21 protein-coding genes and 1 tRNA gene are annotated in these 16,702 nt (G+C 64.2%); 11 read left to right on the top strand and 11 right to left on the bottom strand.

What is annotated here, in order from left to right; translation table 11 throughout:
- Positions 1-6 precede the first annotated feature (6 nt).
- Positions 7-432: a hypothetical protein gene (locus tag ACEN42_RS08710; RefSeq protein ID WP_371879721.1), complete on the bottom strand. Its 426-nt coding sequence runs from the start codon at positions 430-432 to the stop codon at positions 7-9.
- A 109-nt stretch (positions 433-541) separates the two neighbouring features.
- Positions 542-787 carry a hypothetical protein gene (locus ACEN42_RS08705; protein ID WP_238293661.1) on the bottom strand — a complete coding sequence of 82 codons (246 nt, stop codon included), beginning with the start codon at positions 785-787 and terminating at the stop codon, positions 542-544.
- Between the two features lie 155 nt (positions 788-942).
- Between ACEN42_RS08705 and dusA the strand changes: the two genes are divergently transcribed.
- The 5 genes from dusA to ACEN42_RS08680 all read left to right on the top strand — a co-directional run bounded on the left by dusA (position 943) and on the right by ACEN42_RS08680 (position 3,326).
- A complete protein-coding gene (dusA, locus tag ACEN42_RS08700; RefSeq protein ID WP_371879720.1) occupies positions 943-1,947 on the top strand; it encodes a tRNA dihydrouridine(20/20a) synthase DusA in 1,005 nt (334 codons plus the stop codon).
- 117 nt (positions 1,948-2,064) lie between these two features.
- Positions 2,065-2,140 (top strand) — tRNA-His (locus tag ACEN42_RS08695).
- A 138-nt stretch (positions 2,141-2,278) separates the two neighbouring features.
- Positions 2,279-2,581, top strand: coding sequence for a hypothetical protein (locus ACEN42_RS08690; protein WP_371879719.1), 303 nt, complete (start codon positions 2,279-2,281; stop codon positions 2,579-2,581).
- A gap of 34 nt (positions 2,582-2,615) precedes the next feature.
- Entirely contained in the window at positions 2,616-3,008 is a 393-nt protein-coding gene (locus ACEN42_RS08685; RefSeq protein WP_371879718.1) for a DUF5594 family protein, read from the top strand.
- Positions 3,009-3,122: 114 nt separating this feature from the next.
- A complete protein-coding gene (locus ACEN42_RS08680) occupies positions 3,123-3,326 on the top strand; it encodes a hypothetical protein (protein ID WP_035498948.1) in 204 nt (67 codons plus the stop codon).
- A 31-nt stretch (positions 3,327-3,357) separates the two neighbouring features.
- On the opposite strand, the gene ACEN42_RS08675 is transcribed toward ACEN42_RS08680, so the two are convergent.
- A complete protein-coding gene (locus tag ACEN42_RS08675) occupies positions 3,358-4,389 on the bottom strand; it encodes a methyltransferase (protein WP_371879717.1) in 1,032 nt (343 codons plus the stop codon).
- Positions 4,390-4,599: 210 nt separating this feature from the next.
- Between ACEN42_RS08675 and ACEN42_RS08670 the strand changes: the two genes are divergently transcribed.
- Complete coding sequence (locus ACEN42_RS08670; RefSeq protein ID WP_371879716.1) at positions 4,600-5,337, top strand: SDR family oxidoreductase; 738 nt, start codon at positions 4,600-4,602, stop codon at positions 5,335-5,337.
- Between the two features lie 50 nt (positions 5,338-5,387).
- Positions 5,388-5,741: a putative quinol monooxygenase gene (locus tag ACEN42_RS08665; RefSeq protein ID WP_371879715.1), complete on the top strand. Its 354-nt coding sequence runs from the start codon at positions 5,388-5,390 to the stop codon at positions 5,739-5,741.
- On the opposite strand, the gene ACEN42_RS08660 is transcribed toward ACEN42_RS08665, so the two are convergent.
- The 5 genes from ACEN42_RS08660 to ACEN42_RS08640 form a co-directional block, all read right to left on the bottom strand.
- On the bottom strand, positions 5,707-6,168 hold the full coding sequence (locus tag ACEN42_RS08660) for a lytic transglycosylase domain-containing protein (RefSeq protein WP_238215577.1): 462 nt from the start codon (positions 6,166-6,168) through the stop codon (positions 5,707-5,709). The genes ACEN42_RS08665 and ACEN42_RS08660 overlap by 35 nt on opposite strands.
- 35 nt (positions 6,169-6,203) lie before the next feature.
- Positions 6,204-6,545 (bottom strand): hypothetical protein, encoded by a 342-nt coding sequence (locus tag ACEN42_RS08655; RefSeq protein WP_250483558.1) that lies wholly within the window; start codon positions 6,543-6,545, stop codon positions 6,204-6,206.
- A 4-nt stretch (positions 6,546-6,549) separates the two neighbouring features.
- Positions 6,550-6,942 (bottom strand): hypothetical protein, encoded by a 393-nt coding sequence (locus ACEN42_RS08650; protein ID WP_238215580.1) that lies wholly within the window; start codon positions 6,940-6,942, stop codon positions 6,550-6,552.
- Between the two features lie 191 nt (positions 6,943-7,133).
- Entirely contained in the window at positions 7,134-7,331 is a 198-nt protein-coding gene (locus tag ACEN42_RS08645) for a hypothetical protein (protein WP_187604836.1), read from the bottom strand.
- A 54-nt stretch (positions 7,332-7,385) separates the two neighbouring features.
- Positions 7,386-8,810, bottom strand: coding sequence for an MFS transporter (locus ACEN42_RS08640; protein WP_187604835.1), 1,425 nt, complete (start codon positions 8,808-8,810; stop codon positions 7,386-7,388).
- A 166-nt stretch (positions 8,811-8,976) separates the two neighbouring features.
- Here ACEN42_RS08640 and ACEN42_RS08635 point away from each other — a divergent pair, with 166 nt between their 5' ends.
- The 3 genes from ACEN42_RS08635 (at position 8,977) to gnd (ending at position 13,382) form a co-directional block, all read left to right on the top strand.
- A complete protein-coding gene (locus tag ACEN42_RS08635; RefSeq protein WP_371879714.1) occupies positions 8,977-10,029 on the top strand; it encodes an NADP(H)-dependent aldo-keto reductase in 1,053 nt (350 codons plus the stop codon).
- Between the two features lie 272 nt (positions 10,030-10,301).
- Entirely contained in the window at positions 10,302-12,395 is a 2,094-nt protein-coding gene (gene tkt, locus ACEN42_RS08630) for a transketolase (protein ID WP_371879713.1), read from the top strand.
- Between the two features lie 6 nt (positions 12,396-12,401).
- On the top strand, positions 12,402-13,382 hold the full coding sequence (gene gnd, locus ACEN42_RS08625) for a phosphogluconate dehydrogenase (NAD(+)-dependent, decarboxylating) (RefSeq protein WP_035498788.1): 981 nt from the start codon (positions 12,402-12,404) through the stop codon (positions 13,380-13,382).
- Positions 13,383-13,440: 58 nt separating this feature from the next.
- Here the strand turns inward: gnd and ACEN42_RS08620 are convergent, their stop codons facing one another.
- Positions 13,441-14,286, bottom strand: coding sequence for an ABC transporter permease (locus ACEN42_RS08620; RefSeq protein WP_273654957.1), 846 nt, complete (start codon positions 14,284-14,286; stop codon positions 13,441-13,443).
- Between the two features lie 4 nt (positions 14,287-14,290).
- A complete protein-coding gene (gene nodI / locus ACEN42_RS08615; RefSeq protein ID WP_371879712.1) occupies positions 14,291-15,238 on the bottom strand; it encodes a nodulation factor ABC transporter ATP-binding protein NodI in 948 nt (315 codons plus the stop codon).
- 335 nt (positions 15,239-15,573) lie between these two features.
- Here nodI and ACEN42_RS08610 point away from each other — a divergent pair, with 335 nt between their 5' ends.
- Entirely contained in the window at positions 15,574-16,083 is a 510-nt protein-coding gene (locus tag ACEN42_RS08610) for a universal stress protein (protein ID WP_035498786.1), read from the top strand.
- A gap of 9 nt (positions 16,084-16,092) precedes the next feature.
- Here ACEN42_RS08610 and ACEN42_RS08605 read toward each other — a convergent pair whose 3' ends face one another.
- On the bottom strand, positions 16,093-16,692 hold the full coding sequence (locus ACEN42_RS08605; RefSeq protein ID WP_371879711.1) for a DUF2939 domain-containing protein: 600 nt from the start codon (positions 16,690-16,692) through the stop codon (positions 16,093-16,095).
- Positions 16,693-16,702: the final 10 nt, after the last annotated feature.

The raw sequence follows: 16,702 nt of genomic DNA, 5'->3' as shown, positions 1-16,702 counted from the left end.
GCCGGATCAGTCCGGTTCGCTGCCGGCCATGAATGCGCGCATGAAGACGAGCGCGCCCCAGCCCCAGATCGCGTTGGCGATGAAGTTCGGCGCGAGGCGCGGCAGCATGTTGCCGCTCGGCCAGATGCCGCGCGCCGGATCGATCACGAACACGCCGACCGCGGTCAGCACGATGCCGCCGAAGACGAGCGCGCCGATCCAGGGCGCGTTGCGCTCGGGCGCGACACGCAGAAGCCACACCATCAGCACGGCGAAAATCGAGCTCCACAACGCATTAGCGATGAATTCGGGGATGCCGAGCGGAACAAACGGTGCGGTGGAAAAGCCGGCCGGATCGACGAGACCCGCTGCGTGCAGCAGCGCCAGGGTCGATTCGCGGAAAAAGAGCGCGGCGAGGAAACCGGAAACTAACGGCAGTATGACTTTTTGCATTGATTGGACCGCTTGAAGCCGGAGGGCGCGGTTCTCTCCGATTGTCATGACGAGCGCCATTATAGTTGCGTCGCGCGTGCTTCCAGGCGGGGTCCGGGGCCTTCGCGGATTATTTTGCGATCGCGTCGCTCGCCGGGCTGTGATGCAGCATGCGATCGCTGTTCTGCGGCGGATTCGGGCGCTTCACCGGCATGTTGTCGGGGTTGTCGGGACGCGTGGCGCTCGCGGATGGCGCACCGGGTGCGCCCGGCGGCTTGACCATCGATGCGCTGTCGTCGGGGCGCGCGGTCTGGGCGTGGGCCGCGAAGGTGGTGAGGAGCAGAAGGGCGGCTGTCGCGAGGTGATGCCGGGTCATGATCGCTCTCCGCGAAGGGGAGATTTTTGATGTGCATGACGCGTGCCTGAGGTCCAAGCGACCCGGCATAACAACCGATCCGCAGCGCTGCGGTAAAATCGCGGATTCCCCTTGAGATTCAGGCGGTTCGCACGAAAGCGCGGCCGTCGTCGCCCATGTCAGCCGTATCGAAGATCAGCCCCCGCCGCGTTTCCATTGCACCGATGATGGACTGGACCGACCGCCATTGCCGGTCCCTGCACCGGCTCGTGTCGCGTCATGCGTGGCTCTACACGGAGATGGTGACCACGGGCGCGCTGCTCTACGGCGATGTCGCGCGGCATCTCGCGTTCACGCCCGCCGAGGCGCCCGTCGCGTTGCAACTCGGTGGCAGCGAGCCGACCGATCTCGCCAAGAGCGCGAAGCTCGGCGAACAATGGGGCTACGACGAGATCAACCTGAATTGCGGATGCCCTTCCGAGCGCGTGCAGCGCGGCGCATTCGGCGCGTGCCTGATGAAGGAGCCGCAGCTCGTCGCGGATTGCGTGAAGGCGATGCGCGATGCCGTGTCGGTTCCGGTGACGGTCAAGCATCGCATCGGCGTGGATACGGTCGAGGAGTACGAATTCGTGCGCGATTTCGTCGGCACGATCGCCGATGCGGGCTGCGAGGTGTTCATCGTGCACGCGCGCAACGCGATCTTGAAAGGCCTGAGCCCCAAGGAAAACCGCGAGATTCCGCCGCTCAAGTACGAGTATGCGTATCGGTTGAAGCGCGACTTCCCGCATCTGGAGATTTCGATCAATGGCGGCATCAAGACGTTGGACGAAGTCGAGGAACACCTGAAGCACGTCGATGGCGTGATGCTCGGGCGCGAGGCTTATCACAATCCGTACGTGCTCGCGGGCGTCGACACGCGCTTCTACGGCGCCGCTGCGCCGGTTCCGTCGCGCGAGGACATCGAGGCGGGGTTCATCGACTACGCGCGCCACGAACTTTCGCGCGGCACGTATCTCGGTGCCATGACGCGGCACGCGCTGGGGCTGTATCGCGGCGTCGCGGGTGCGCGCGGATGGCGTCGCGTGCTCTCGGACAATCGGCGGCTCGCCAAAGGCGATCTGACGATTTTCGACGAGGCGCGTGCGCATCTTCGCGAGGCCGTGGAAGCTATCGAGTCCTGACGGCGCACTTCGGAAAAAGATGCTCGAAGGGACTAGGCAAGTGCAATCATTGTTCGTATAATCTCGCTTCTTGATTGCTACGGCAGTTCTGAAGCAGTCGGGATCGCGGTAACAGTGGTGGCTGTAGCTCAGTTGGTAGAGTCCAGGATTGTGATTCCTGTCGTCGTGGGTTCGAGTCCCATCAGCCACCCCACCGAGAATTCATGCAAAAAGCCCAGTCATCCGACTGGGCTTTTTGCTTTGCGCGACGCTTCGGCGCAAACGTTCACCCGCTTCGCCTCACCATGCTAGGATTTCCAAACCACCCCCAACGACGACATCGGAGACAGACATGACGACTTTGGCGATCGACGGTGTGCGCTGGGTCAACGATCGCGTGACCAACGTGCGCTGGGGCAGCTTCGATCCGGCCACGAACGACTGGACCGCGCCCACCACCATCGTGGACGTCCAGCAAGTCGTGGACGCTCTCAAAAGCGGCAAGGAAGTCCGCACGCTCTTTACACTCGGCGGCCGCGTCTTTCTCGGTCCAAAAGTCAGCGCGCTGCCGTATACGAACGGGCATATCGGCATCGAGGCGCGCGTGCAGGACGGGCAGATCGAGAAATCGCTCGAAGATCTGCCGCCCGTCTGAAGGTATCGCAAAGGCGCACTCGCGGAGACGAGCGTTGAATCGGGAACACGCGCTGCAGTTCGAAACCGAGTTCATGCCGCGCATCGTCGAGCGTGTGATGCGTGTCCTCGGGCGCGGCGTGCGCGTCGAGATACTTCCTTACGAGCGCGCAGCCGTGCCGACGCGTTTGCATGCCAACGCCGATGCGCATCGAGCGGGCGATGAGCATCGTCACGTCTATCCATATCCGCTGAACGTATTTCTGACCTGGGACGACGAAGAAATCGAACGTTTGTTGGGCGACGGCGGCGAGGCCCGATTCCTGCGATATCTCGACGCGATGGCCGCCAAGCTCGACGCCTGGCAGGGCGCACGCGACGTCGATCTCGCGACGCGTTCCCAGGCGGAGCCGTCAGTGCTCTTTGGCGGTCTCGATTTCGAAGCCTGATCACGGCGGCCGGCTGCCGCCCGTTAGCGCCCGATCAGCCGACGCATCGCATCGCCGGGGCTCACGCATTGCGTGGCGTCGGCAGGGCGCATCAACATGAACGTGGAGGTCGGTATGGCATCGTCGAATGAAGGCGATCTGCGCGCATTCGTGCAGACCGCGGAACAGGCGGGCGGTTTTGTGTGGGTCCTTGCGCTCGTCGATTTTTCGGCGCGCGAGGTGAAGCGCGTGCTGGTCTCCGAAGAAAATTTCGCCACCGCCGACGCAGCCCGCGACGCAGGCAATGATCGCCTGAAAGGGATGTCGAACGACCGCTGACGAAGCCTCGCGCGCGCGGCCCGCGACGGATTCACTTCGTCGCGATCACCATCGACTCCGGTCCCGCGAGAGGCTCGACGCGCGCCGTTGCGAAGCCCGCTTCCTTCATCCAGGCGCAACATTGCGCGCCGGTGTAATCGAAGCCGCCCGGCGTTTCGATCAACATGTTGAGGCTCATCAGAAGGCCGAACGCATTCTGACGGCGTTCGTCGTCGATGATCGCGTCGTACACGATGAGCACGCCGCCCGGCGGCAGCGCCGCATGGCACTTCGCGAGCAATTCGAGCTTCTGCGGCAGGTTCCAGTCATGCAGGACGTGACCCATCACGAGCACATCCGCCGACGGGCACGGGTCCTTGAAAAAATCGCCGGGATAAAAGCGCAAACGCTCCTGCAGCCCGTGCGCCGCGACGTAGTCGTCGAAAATGGGTCCGACCACCGGCAGGTCGAAGCCGCCTCCCGTCAGATGCGGATGCGCCCGCGCGACCTGCACCGGCAACGCGCCTTGCGCCGCGCCGATATCGATGAACGTCCGGTACTCGCTCCACGGAAACTGGCGGGCGATCGCCTGCGCCGCGCCCATGCTCACGCCGCTCATCGCTTGCAAAAAACCGCGCAGGCGCGCCGGGTCGCTATAAAGCGTCTCGAAGACATTGCCGCCGTGCTTCGATTCGTTCTGCGGCAAACCCGTGCGCAGCGCCTCGGTCAACGATCCCCAGAACGGGTACAGCCGCGCGTTCGCCATCTCCAGCAATCCGCCGACATACGAAGGCTTCTCGCGATCGAGGAAGAAATCGGCGTCGCTGGCGTTCGCGTAGCGGCCATCCTCGCGCGTAAGCAGATTAAGCGCGACGAGCGTATCGAGAAAATCCAGCGCCCCGCGCGGATGCAGTTCGAGCGCCTGCGCCAGGTCTTGCGCGGTTCGCGGTCCGCTTGCCAGTTGCGTGAACACGCCGAGTTCGACCGCCGACAGCAGCGCTTTCGACGCCCAGAACGCCATGCCCATCTGCAGCAAGCGCTCGGGATTCGGCTGTGCGTTCATACTGCCTTGCGCGTCTTGCATGATGCGGCTCCCTGAAGCTGAAAGCAGGCTGGAAAGGTCTGCGTACTCTAGGATCGGTTCGCGTCCGGTTCAAGGAGTTATGTGGGCCGCACCACGCAGACGAAAACATGTTCGATGATATCGAACGAGTGCGCCGATGACGTCGTACGGCAGCGCGCGAAGTACCGCCCATAATGACTTCACACTGATCAACGTTCAAAGGAGAACGTCATGAATCGCTTCGAAGGCAAGACAGTTCTGGTTACCGGCGGAAACAGCGGCATCGGTCTCGCGGCGGCGCAGGCATTTGCGGCGGAAGGCGCGCGGGTCGTCATCACGGGACGCGACGAAAGCTCGCTCGCCACGGCGCGCGCGTCGCTGGGCGCGGACGCGATCGCCATCCGCAACGTCGCCGGCACGGTCGGCGCGGCGCGTGAACTGGCGCAAGCGCTCGTCGATGCGAACATCCGCCTCGATGCGATCTTCGTCAACGCGGGCGTCGGCACGTTCGCACCGTTCACCGACATCGACGAAAAGGCGTGGGACGAAACCTTCGCGATCAACGTGAAAGGGCCTTACTTCCAGATTCAATCGCTGCTGCCGCTTCTGAACGAAGGTGCATCGATCGTGCTGAACGGTTCGATCAACGCGCATATCGGCATGCCGATGTCCTCGGTGTATGCGGCGAGCAAGGCGGCGCTTGTGTCGCTCGCGAAGACGCTGTCGGCGGAATTGCTGCCGCGCGGCGCGCGCGTGAATGTCGTGAGCCCCGGCCCGGTCTCGACGCCGCTGCATGAAAAACTCGGCCTCGTCGACGAAGCCGCCGCGCAACTCCAGAGCCAGATTCCGCTCGGGCGCTTCGGCAAGTCGAGCGAAGTCGCTGCGACGGTGCTGCATCTGGCATCGGCGGAATCGGGCTTCATCGTCGGCACGGAGATCATCATCGACGGCGGCATGAGCCAGCTCTAAGCCAACCGCACGGGCCGCACGCGCGGCCCGTGCTCCGCGAGGGATTCATCATGAGTGACATCACTTCGTTCGTCGTGCATCTGCCGGGCAAGCCGGAGCATCGCGATGACCTCGAAACGCGTCTTCTCGATGTGCTGGACCGCATGTCCGACGAGCCGGATTTCATCAACACGTATCTGCATCGCGCGGCGGACGATCCGAATACCCTCGTGCTGTACGAAACGTGGGCGTGTTCCGCCGAGCATTTCCGCGCGCATCATCTGGGCCGGCCTTATCGGCAGGCGTACGAGGCCGTGCTGCCGCAATTGCTCGCGCGCGACCGGACGATCGAATTTCTCACGCCGGTGCGAACCTACGAACGCGGCGCGCTCAGCGCATCGCCGGCTGCAGTTCGCCCCAGCTGACGAGAATTTGCTGGATGCTGCGCGCGTAGGCATCGCGATGTTTCGGCGACTCCGAGTGATAGGCGCCGATCGCGCGCCACGTGTTGCCGTACTTCACCATCTTCTGCTTCAGGAGCCACGCGGCGACGAACACATTGACGCACGGATCGGCGAGCGCGCGATGCGGGATGCCCTGACGCGCCAGATCGGTGAAATGGATCGAGTTGATCTGCAACTGGCCGACATCGATCGAGCCGTTGGCGTTGCGGTTGATCGCGGCGGCATCGCCTTTCGATTCGCGCCAGGCGACCGCGCGCAGCACGAGCGGATTGACGCCCTGATAGGCGGCGGCCTGCTCGAAGCAATCGTCGGCGTGAGCGGCGCCCGACGCGAGCGATGCGCCGAGCAGCACGCAGGCGGCGAGGGCGGCATGAGTCGAACGGAACATGAGGCGTGGCTCCTTCGGAAATGGGCGCGCGTCGCTTACGGCGCGAGCGCGATGTCGATGCGATGCTCGACGTCCTTCATGTACGCGCGCGATTCGTCGGACACGACGAGACGCGGTTCCGGGCCGCTGCATTTGCAGTCGGCGACGCGGCGCGTTTTCTTGCCTTTCTTGCTCGCGGACTTGACGGGCGGATCGTCGTCGTCGGTGGCGGCGGGGGGCAGCATCGCGAGCGTGGGCAAGGGCGGATAGACCTTCTGGACGACGGGGCCCAGCGCCGCGAGCGTTTGCACGGAGGCGGGCGCGCTCACGTCGAGCGGACCTGCGAAGGCGCTCGCCGAAAGCAATATGCCGGAGGCGAGGATCAGGAATCGGCGCATCGCGTCAGCCTCCCTGCGTCGGCTTGATGGACACGCTGTAGGGCTGTCGCGCGCCGGCGGTCAGATTTTCGAGGCTGAGCCTGACCGTGTGCCGGGCGGGAACGCCTTTCCAGATCGCCTGGTTGAGATACGGAAAGTCCTGTGCGAGCGCGGTGACGAGGATGGTCGTCGGCTGCTTCTGCGCGGCCGCGAGCGCACCGGCCTTTGCGAGCATCGCGGTGAGTTGCGGATCGCGCGCGCCGAGCGCGTCAGCGGGAATCTCGAAGCGGATGATTTCGGCGGACACCGCCGGCTTGTCGGTCTGGGCCGTGCTGGCCGCCTGCATCGGCGCGCAGCCGGTCACGGCGAATGCGACGGCGATGGCAAAAAAAAGTGACGCTGCCCCCTTCACTGGCATCTCCTGATTCAGTCATGGTGATATGCGAGTTGACGGCTCGCACGCGCGCGACTTGATAGCCGCGCGCAAACGTTTCGCCAAATAGCAAGACTTGACTCAGAAGACAGTGATTCGGGAAATCGCCCTGCACGGATTGCGGCAAACGATGCCGCGACGTTACCGATGTGACGGTGAAATGACGCGGGGATCGATCAGATGGGCCACCACGCGCCGATGCTCGGCTCGGCGTCGAGCGCGCGGAGGAAATCGTTGGCGAAGGCGTCGGCGGCGATTTCTCGCTCGGGCGAGCCTTCGGGTAGATCGTGGGGATTCTTCAGGCCGCGCGCGTGGCGGATGGCGGCGACCGTTTCGGTCAGGGCAGCGAGCGAGTCGAGCGTGTGGGAGTTCATACCGCGGATTACGGCACAGACGACGAAGGCTTTAGCCCTCACGTCATAAAACCGTCACGCCTTCGGCTTCCGATGCCCCGAAACGAGCGCGCCCGCATCCCTCGCGAGCCCGAACAGGTCCAGCACGCCCACCAGCCCCACGAACGCGACGATCAGAAACGCGACGCCGAAATCCTCCGGCCCGATCGAATGCGCATCGTGCCCGTGCAGCCACTCGCCGATGCGCAACGCGATCGCGCCGACCGCGACGCCGATGCCCATCGTCATCTGAAAGAGCGTGCTGGACAGCGCCGATGCGCCGCTCATCTGTGCTTTGGGCACATCGGCGAAGCTCAGCGTGTTGAGCGCCGTGAACTGCAGCGAGCGCGACAGGCCGCTCGCGAACAGCACGACGACGATCACGAGCTTCGGCGTCGTCGGCGCGAGCAGGCTCATCGCGGCAAGCGAGAGCGCCGCGAGCACGCCATTGACGATCAGCACCGGCCGAAAACCGAACTGGCGCATCACGGGCGTGGTGACGAGCTTCATCGACAGATTGCCCGCGAACACGGCAAGCGTGAGCAGGCCCGATTCGAACGCGTTCATGCCGAAGCCGACCTGGAACATCAGCGGCAACAGAAACGGCGCCGCGCTGATCGCGATGCGAAAGAGCGATCCGCCGCCCATCGCCACGGCAAAGGTTTTCACCTTCAGCGCCGACAGATCCACGACCGGATGCGCCGCGCGCCGCAGATGCCACCACGAAGCGATGCCCGCCGCCACGCCCACCGCGACGAGCACGCCGACGAGCGTCCAGTCGGCGTCGCTGCGGCCGACCAGTTCCATCGCGTAGAGCAGCGTCGTGCACGCAATGCCGCAGAGCGCGAAGCCCGGCAGGTCGAAGCGCCGTGTCGCGTCGCCGCGCTCGTTGCCGATGAAGCGCAGCGTCAGCAGCAAGCCGATCAGACCGAGCGGCACGTTCAGATAGAAGATCCAGCGCCACGACGAATACGTCGTGATGAAGCCGCCGAGCGGCGGGCCGATCACCGGGGCGACGAGTCCCGGCCACGTGATGATCGCGATGGCGCGCATCAGGCCTTCCTTGGGCGTCGCGCGCAGCACGGCCAGCCGGCCGACCGGCACCATCATCGCGCCGCCGATGCCCTGCAGCACGCGCGCGGCGGCGAACGCGGGCAGCGTCGAGGTCGTGGCGCACAAAACGGACGCCGCCGTGAACACCGCGATCGCGCTCGCGAACACGGTGCGCAGGCCGAAGCGGTCGGCGGCCCAGCCGGAAATCGGGATGAAGACGGCGAGCGTCAGCAGATACGCCGTGATGCCGAGACTCATGTCGGCGGGATGCACGTTGAACGAGCGCGCCATCTGCGGCAATGCGGTGGCGATGATCGTGCCGTCGAGGTTCTCCATGAAGAAGGTCGCAGCGACGAGCGTGACGATGAGCGACGAACCCTTGTTGTCGCGATCGCTTGCGGACGGCATCGGTCGAACGCTCCTGCATGACGTGTTGGAAGCTTGCCATTCTAGCCGCGAGAGCAGAGCTTTCGCGGCTATGGTAGTTTTTGCGATTGCCGGAAGACCAGCCATGCAGCATTTCCGACAATGCGCCGACAACGCGCAAACACAACGCCAACAAGAGGAATGAGCAATGAAGTTTCGGAAACTGGGTGATTCGGGTCTCGACGTCAGCCTGATCGGGCTCGGCACCATGACCTGGGGCGAGCAGAACACCGAAAGCGAAGCGCACGAGCAGATCGACTACGCGCTGGCCCAAGGCGTGAACCTGATCGATGCCGCCGAAATGTACCCGGTGCCGCCGCGCCCCGAGACGCAGGGCCGCACGGAGGAATACATCGGCACGTGGCTCGCGAAGAACGCCGCGAAGCGCGGCGACATCGTGCTCGCGACGAAAATCGCCGGGCCCGCGCGCCAGCCGCACAATCCGCGTCATATTCGCGGCGCAGGCAACCAGTTCGACCGCAAGAACCTGAACGAAGCCATCGACGGCAGTCTGAAGCGTCTGCAAACGGATTACGTCGATCTTTACCAGTTGCACTGGCCCGATCGCAGCACGATGACCTTCGGCCGCCCGTCATACCCGTATCTCGACGACGAATACACGGTGCCCATCGAGGAAACGCTCGCCGCGCTGGCCGATCTCGTGAACGCGGGCAAGATCCGCCATGTGGGCGTGTCGAACGAAACGCCGTGGGGCGTCGCGCAATTCCTGCGCGCCGCCGAAAAGGCCGGATTGCCGAAGATCGTCAGCATTCAGAATCCGTACAGCCTGGTGAACCGCACGTACGAGCTCGGCCTGTCCGAGTTCACGCACAAGGAAGGCGTCGGGCTGCTCGCGTATTCGCCGCTCGCGTTCGGCTGGCTGTCGGGCAAGTATGAAGGCGGGGCGCGTCCGGCGGGCGCGCGCATCACGCTGTTCGAACGCTTTCAGCGCTACAGCAAGCCGCAGGCGATCGCTGCGATCACGTCCTATGTCGAGCTGGCGAAGCGCCACGGACTCACGCCGACGCAACTCGCGCTCGCGTTCGTCAACACACGGCCGTTTACGACGAGCACGCTGATCGGCGCGACATCGATGTCGCAACTGAAGGAGAACATCGAGAGCGTGAATGTCGAACTGTCGGAGGAAATTCTGGCCGAAATCGAAGCGCTGCACGAACGACAGCCGAATCCGGCGCCCTGAAATTCCCTGTCCGGTCATGCATTTGTCGAAGAATCGGATGCGCTGGCCGCGAATGTGTCAGCATTGACGTTCGCATGGCAGTCGCGTAGTGCCTGCATCCTTTTCGTAATACCGCCGTGGGCCGAAGCGCCTGACGCTTTGACCCACGGCGCACCCCTCGCAACGTTCGCGGTGCGGTGCCGGCTGCAAGGCACTACACTTGCTCGATGGTCCTGGTTGCCCGCTGCGGCGCCTTTCGCCACAGCGCGCTCTTCGCAAAGGAGTCGTCGCTCATGTCTCAAGGAACACCGCAGGCCAAAGATCTCGATCGCCTCACGATCGACACCATCCGCACCCTCTCGATGGACGCCGTGCAGAAGGCCAATTCCGGCCACCCCGGCACGCCGATGGCGCTCGCGCCCGTCGGGTTCCATCTCTGGCAGAACCATCTTCGTTGCGATCCCGACGCGCCGCTCTGGCCCAATCGCGACCGCTTCGTGCTGTCGGTCGGGCATGCGTCGATGCTGCTTTACTCGCTCCTGCATCTGGCGGGCGTGAAGGAGTTCGACCAGGACGGCAAGCCGACCGGCAAGCCCGCGGTGTCGCTCGACGACATCGAGCACTTCCGCCAGCTCGACAGCAAGACGCCCGGTCATCCGGAATACCGCATGACGACCGGCGTCGAGACGACGACCGGCCCGCTCGGGCAGGGCCTCGGCAACAGCGTCGGCATGGCGATGGCCGCGCGCTGGAAGGAAGCCCACTTCAACAAGGGCAAGGATGCGATCTTCGATTACCGCGTCTACGCGCTCTGCGGCGACGGCGACATGATGGAAGGCGTATCGCACGAAGCCGCGTCGCTCGCGGGGCATCTGAAGCTCTCGAACCTCATCTGGATCTACGACAGCAACCGCGTCACCATCGAAGGTCATACGGACCTCGCCTATAGCGACGACGTCGAGGCGCGCTTTCACGGCTACAACTGGCACACGCTGCATGTCGACGACGCCAACGACGCGCAGGCGCTCGAAGACGCCATCAACAAGGCGAAGTCGCACACGGACAAGCCGACGCTGATCGTCGTGAAGAGCATCATCGGCTGGGGCGCGCCGAACAAGCAGGACACGTCGAGCGCGCACGGCGAAGCGCTCGGCGAGGAAGAGGTCAAGCTCGCGAAGAAGTTCTACGGCTGGCCCGAGGACAAGCAGTTCTACGTGCCGGACGGCGTGATGCAGCATTTCGCCGACGGCATGGGCGCGCGCGGCAAGAAGCTGCATGCCGAATGGAAGCAGCGCTTCGACGCCTACGAGAAGGCCAATCCGGAACTCGCGAAAGAAGCGTGGCAGATGCTCGAATCGAAGCTTCCCGACAACTGGGACGCCGACATTCCGACTTTCGAAGCCGACGCGAAGGGCATCGCCACGCGCGATTCATCGGGCAAGGTGCTGAACGCCATCGCGCCGCGCCTTCCCTGGCTGATCGGCGGTGCGGCGGATCTCTCGCCATCGACCAAGACGAATCTCAAGTTCGAAGGCGCGGGGAGCTTCGAGCACGACAGCTACGGCGGACGCAATCTGCACTTCGGCATCCGCGAGCACGGCATGGGCGCGGTCTGCAACGGCCTCGCGCTGTCCGGGTTGCGCCCGTACGGATCGACGTTCCTGATTTTCAGCGACTACATGAAGCCGCCGATCCGCCTTTCCGCGATCATGGAAGTGCCGGTGATCTACGTGTTCACGCACGATTCGATCGGTGTCGGCGAAGATGGTCCGACGCACCAGCCGATCGAGCAGCTCGCTTCGCTGCGCGGCGTGCCGGGTCTGTGCACGCTGCGCCCCGCCGACGCGAACGAGGTCGCCGAAGTGTGGCGCGTCGCGCTGACGCATTCGAAGGAGCCTTCGTGCATCGTGCTCACGCGTCAGGCGCTGCCGACTTTCGATCGCAAGAAGTACGCATCGGCCGATGGCGTGAAGCGCGGCGCCTACGTGCTCGCCGATGCCGATAGCGGCAAGAAGCCCGAAGTGCTTCTGCTCGCGACCGGCAGCGAAGTCTCGTTGTGCGTCGAGGCCTACGAGAAGCTGAAGGGCGAAGGCATCGCGGCGCGCGTCGTGTCGATGCCGTCGTGGGACATCTTCGAGAAGCAGGATAAGGCGTACAAGGACTCGGTGCTGCCGCCGGACGTGAATGCGCGCGTTTGCGTCGAGCAGGCCGCGACGCTCGGCTGGGACCGCTATGTCGGCCGCCTGGGATCGCAGATCGTGATGCACACCTTCGGCGCATCGGCGCCATTGAAAGCGCTGAAGACGAAATTCGGCTTCACGCCGGAAGCGGTCTACGACGCCGCGAAGAAGCAGATCGAACGCGTGAAATCCAACGGCAAGGAGTGAATCATCATGCAGATCGGCATCGTGGGACTGGGGCGCATGGGCGGCAACATCGGGCGGCGGCTGATGCGCGCCGGGCATACGTGCGTCGCGTACGATCACAATCCGCAAGCGACCGAAGCGCTCGCGAGCGAAGGTGCGACGGGCGCGAAGGATCTCGGCGATCTCGTCGCGAAGCTGAGTGCGCCGCGCGTTGTCTGGCTCATGCTGCCCGCCGGAAAGATCACGGAGGATACGCTCGACGATCTGCACAAGATCCTCGGCGCGGATGACGTGATCATCGACGGCGGCAACAGCTTCTATAAGGACGATATCCGTCGCGCCGCGCAGTTGCGCGAGAAGGGCATCCATTACGTCGACGTCGGCACGTCGGGCGGCATCTGGGGACTGGAGCGTGGCTACTGCATGATGATCGGCGGCGACGAGGCGATCGTGCGGCGGATCGATCCGATTCTCGCGACACTCGCGCCCGGACGCGGCGACATTCCGCAGACGCCCGGCCGCGAAGGACGCGATGCGCGCGTCGAGAACGGCTATATGCACTGCGGGCCGGTCGGCTCGGGGCACTTCGTGAAGATGGTGCACAACGGCATCGAGTATGGCCTGATGCAGGCGTATGCCGAGGGCTTCCACATTCTCAGGCACAAGGAGTCGAAGGATCTCGCGGAAGGCGAACGCTACACGCTCGATCTCGCGGATATCGCCGAAGTATGGCGGCGGGGAAGCGTCGTCTCGTCGTGGCTGCTCGATCTCACCGCGGGCGCGCTCGCCAGCGACGGAACGCTCGAACGTTTCTCGACGGAAGTCGCGGACAGCGGCGAAGGGCGCTGGACCATCGAGGCGGCGATCGAGGAAGCGGTGCCTGCGCAGGTGTTGTCGGCGGCGCTTTACACGCGCTTCCGCTCGCGCGATGCCGAGTCGTTCCCCGAGCGCATGCTTTCCGCGATGCGCTTCGGCTTCGGCGGGCATCACGAGTTTCCCGTGAAGTAGCTTTTTTTCTTCGATGATACGAACACGGCGATGGACTTCAACGGTCCATCGCCGTTTTTCATTTCATCATGCGTCGCCGGAAGAGCCACGCGCACAGGAAAAACGGCACGACCGCATAGGCGGTCAGCACGAGCACGTGCAACGCTGCGCCATCGAACGGACGGCCGAGCATCGCCGGGCGGATCAGCTCGACCGCATGGAAGAGCGGCAGAACCTGCGTGACGTGCCGGGCGATCGCGGGCAGTTGCGCGATCGGAAAGAACACGCCGGAGAGCAGCAGCATCGGCGTGAGCGCGAGCGTCTGATAGAACATGAAGAAGTCGTAGCTCGGCGCGAGCGCGGTGATGACCATCGCCGTGCTGGCGAACGCGAGTCCCGTAAGCACGATCACGGGCAGCGCGATCAGCATCGACGGAAAGCTCGCATAGCCTAGCGCGCCCGCGACGATCATGATCGCCACGCCCGACAGCACCGACTTGCTCGCGGACCATACGATCTCGCCAAGCACGATGTCGCCGAGCGTGAGCGGCGTATGCATGATCGCTTCCCACGTGCGCTGCACGTGCATGCGCGAGAAGCCCGAGTACATCGCCTCGAAGCTCGCGGACATCATCACGCTCGATGCCGCCGTTCCCGCCGCGAGAAACGCGATATACGACACGCCGTCGACATGCCCGACCATCAGCCCGAGACCCAGCCCCAGGCCGAAAAGATAGATCATCGGGTCGGCGAGATTGCCGATCATCGAGGCGATCGCGAGCTTCTTCCAGACGAGATAGTTGCGCCGCCAGACCGACATCCAGTGCGTTGCGTTGGCGGGCAGCGCGCTGGATAGCGGCGTGAAATTTTCCGCGTGCTTGGACTCGCGTTTTCGTCCGATGCGGGATGGTTCGAGCGTATCCATTGATTCAGTCCACCATCTCACGTCCCGTGAGACGCAGGAAAACATCTTCGAGATTCGCCGGACGATGCAGATAGCGCACGTCCGCGCGGCCTTTCACGCGCGCATGCACGGGCTGCGGATCGTCGACATAGCAAAAGAGCGTTTCGCCGCTCACTTCCATGCGCTCGACGAACGGTTCGAGCTCCGCCGCGAGCGCCTGCGGATCGGGCCCGTAGATCTCGATCACATCCGAGCCGATCACCGATTCGATGAGATCGCGCGGCCGTCCCTCGGCAATCTTGCGGCCTTCCTCGATCACACAGAGGCGATCGCAAAGTCGTTCGGCTTCTTCCATGAAATGCGTCGTCAGAAGGATGGTCTTGCCGCGCGCGAGGAGCGAGCGCAGGCGCTCCCAGATCATATGCCGCGCTTGCGGATCGAGTCCGGTGGTGGGTTCGTCCATCACGAGGACATCGGGATCGTTGACGAGCGCGCGCGCGAGCGTGAGACGCCGCTTCATGCCGCCCGACAGTTCGCCGACGCGCGCATCGGCCTTGCTCTCCAGGCGCGCGAACTCCAGCAGCGATGGCACGAGCGCATCCATGCGCGCGCCGGTGAGACCGAAGTAGCGGCCGAACACAGTCAGGTTTTCGCGCACCGTGAAATCGGGATCGAGATTGTCGAATTGCGGCACGACGCCCACGCGTTCGCGCGCGAAACGGGCGCGCGCGGGCACCGGCTCGCCGACTAGACGGATCGCACCGCTATCGGGCGAGGTGATGCCGAGCAGCATCTTGAGCGTCGTCGTCTTGCCCGCGCCGTTCGGGCCGAGCAGTCCGAAGCATTCGCCGGGCCGCACATCGAACGACAGACCATCGACCACGGTGCGCTCACCGTAGTGCTTCCTTACTTCGCTGAACTCGATGGCGGGCGCGCCGTTTTCATCGGACTCGCGTGATGTTTGATCAGTCATGCATTCGTGCCGCAGGAAAATCGCGTAGGGGAAATCCAGCGGGCTAGTGTAATCCATTGCACCAAGGCGATGCCTGGCGTGCAACCGCGTGCGGCGAGCGCGTGTCAAACCTGTGCGACGGGCGCCGAACCGGTTCCGGCCGAAAGTGCCAGAGGCTTGTCCGTCGGCGTGTTCGGAGTTCTGGCACGGTGCGAGCTAGCATGTTCGCGTCGGTAAGCGTTTTCCAGCGTTGTCACCCAAGGGGCGACGCACGATGATGAAGCAACGCCGCGGGTAAATCGCGCTTCGGGTCGCGTCGGGCGGGCGCGAAGGGCAAGTTGGCCAGGGAGGTCATGATGGAAAGCTACCGAAAAATCCTGCTCTGCTATGACGGCTCCAGAGAAGGTCGCAAGGCATTGCGCCAAGGCGCGAATCTCGCGCTGGATCTGAATGCCGAGACGCACGTCCTCGCGGTGGTGGATATGCGCTCGAGCATCGCGCAGAGCGCCGGACTGCTAACCGATATGGCCTGCGGACGCTTCGAAGAAGCCGCGCGCGACATTCTGCAGGAAGGCGTCGAATGGCTGCGCGAACGCGGTCTTCAGGCGCAGGGACATTTCGCGTTCGGGCATCCGATCGACGAGATCGCCGCGCTCGCCGAAAGCCTTCAGGTCGATCTCGTCGTGGTCGGGCATCGTTGCCGCAATGGTCTCGCGCGCTGGTGGATGGGCGCGGGCAACACGCCCTTGCTCGACCGCGTGAAGTGCAGCATTCTCGTGGCCGTCTGTCAGGCGGGTGAATCGGCGGAAGCGGAAGACGAAGCGGCTTACGCGGCCAAGCCCGTCAAGGCCGAAGCCGGCGCCTGATCGTCAGCCTCAGCCATTGAGATCGACCGCGACGAGCTTCCATGACACGAGGCCGTAGCGGTGAAAGATCGCCGAGTAACGCGCATCTCCGGCGCCGTGCTGATAGGTGACGACGAACGTGTTCAGGCTTCGATAACCGGCGGTGGTCTGCGGCGGTTCCTTGGGCGCCTGCTGCGCGGCCGTGACGCCCGAGGCCGGCGCGTTCGACGGCGTTGCCGATGAACCGTTTCCGGCTTGCGGCGGTTGCTCGCCCGGATCGCCGCGCGGCGGAATGCCGTTCAGAATCGCCGCGACGCCGTCCGGTGTCGCATATGAATCGACGAGAGGACCGACGAGCGCCGCACCTATCATCGCCCCGATGATTGCGAGCGGATTGCCGCTCTTTTGAATATCGACGCGGCGCGTGAGCAGCGCGCCGACCTGTTCCTTGAGGCTCGCGCGCAACGCGGGAAAATCGACGTACTGGTTGACGGTCTGCGCGTCGCGGGCATCGGCTGCGCGCTTCACGCGATTCAGCGCGATATAAGGTGACGCGTAAATAAAAGCGAGCGCCGCGACGAGAATCAGGACGACGAACGCGGTAGCGACAGAACGGGTAGTGCGGGACATGCGACGACGA

It is taken from the genome of Caballeronia sp. S22 (assembly GCF_964261745.1).
Classification (GTDB): Bacteria; Pseudomonadota; Gammaproteobacteria; order Burkholderiales; family Burkholderiaceae; genus Caballeronia; species Caballeronia jiangsuensis.
This window is presented reverse-complemented; position numbering and strand designations above follow the sequence as displayed.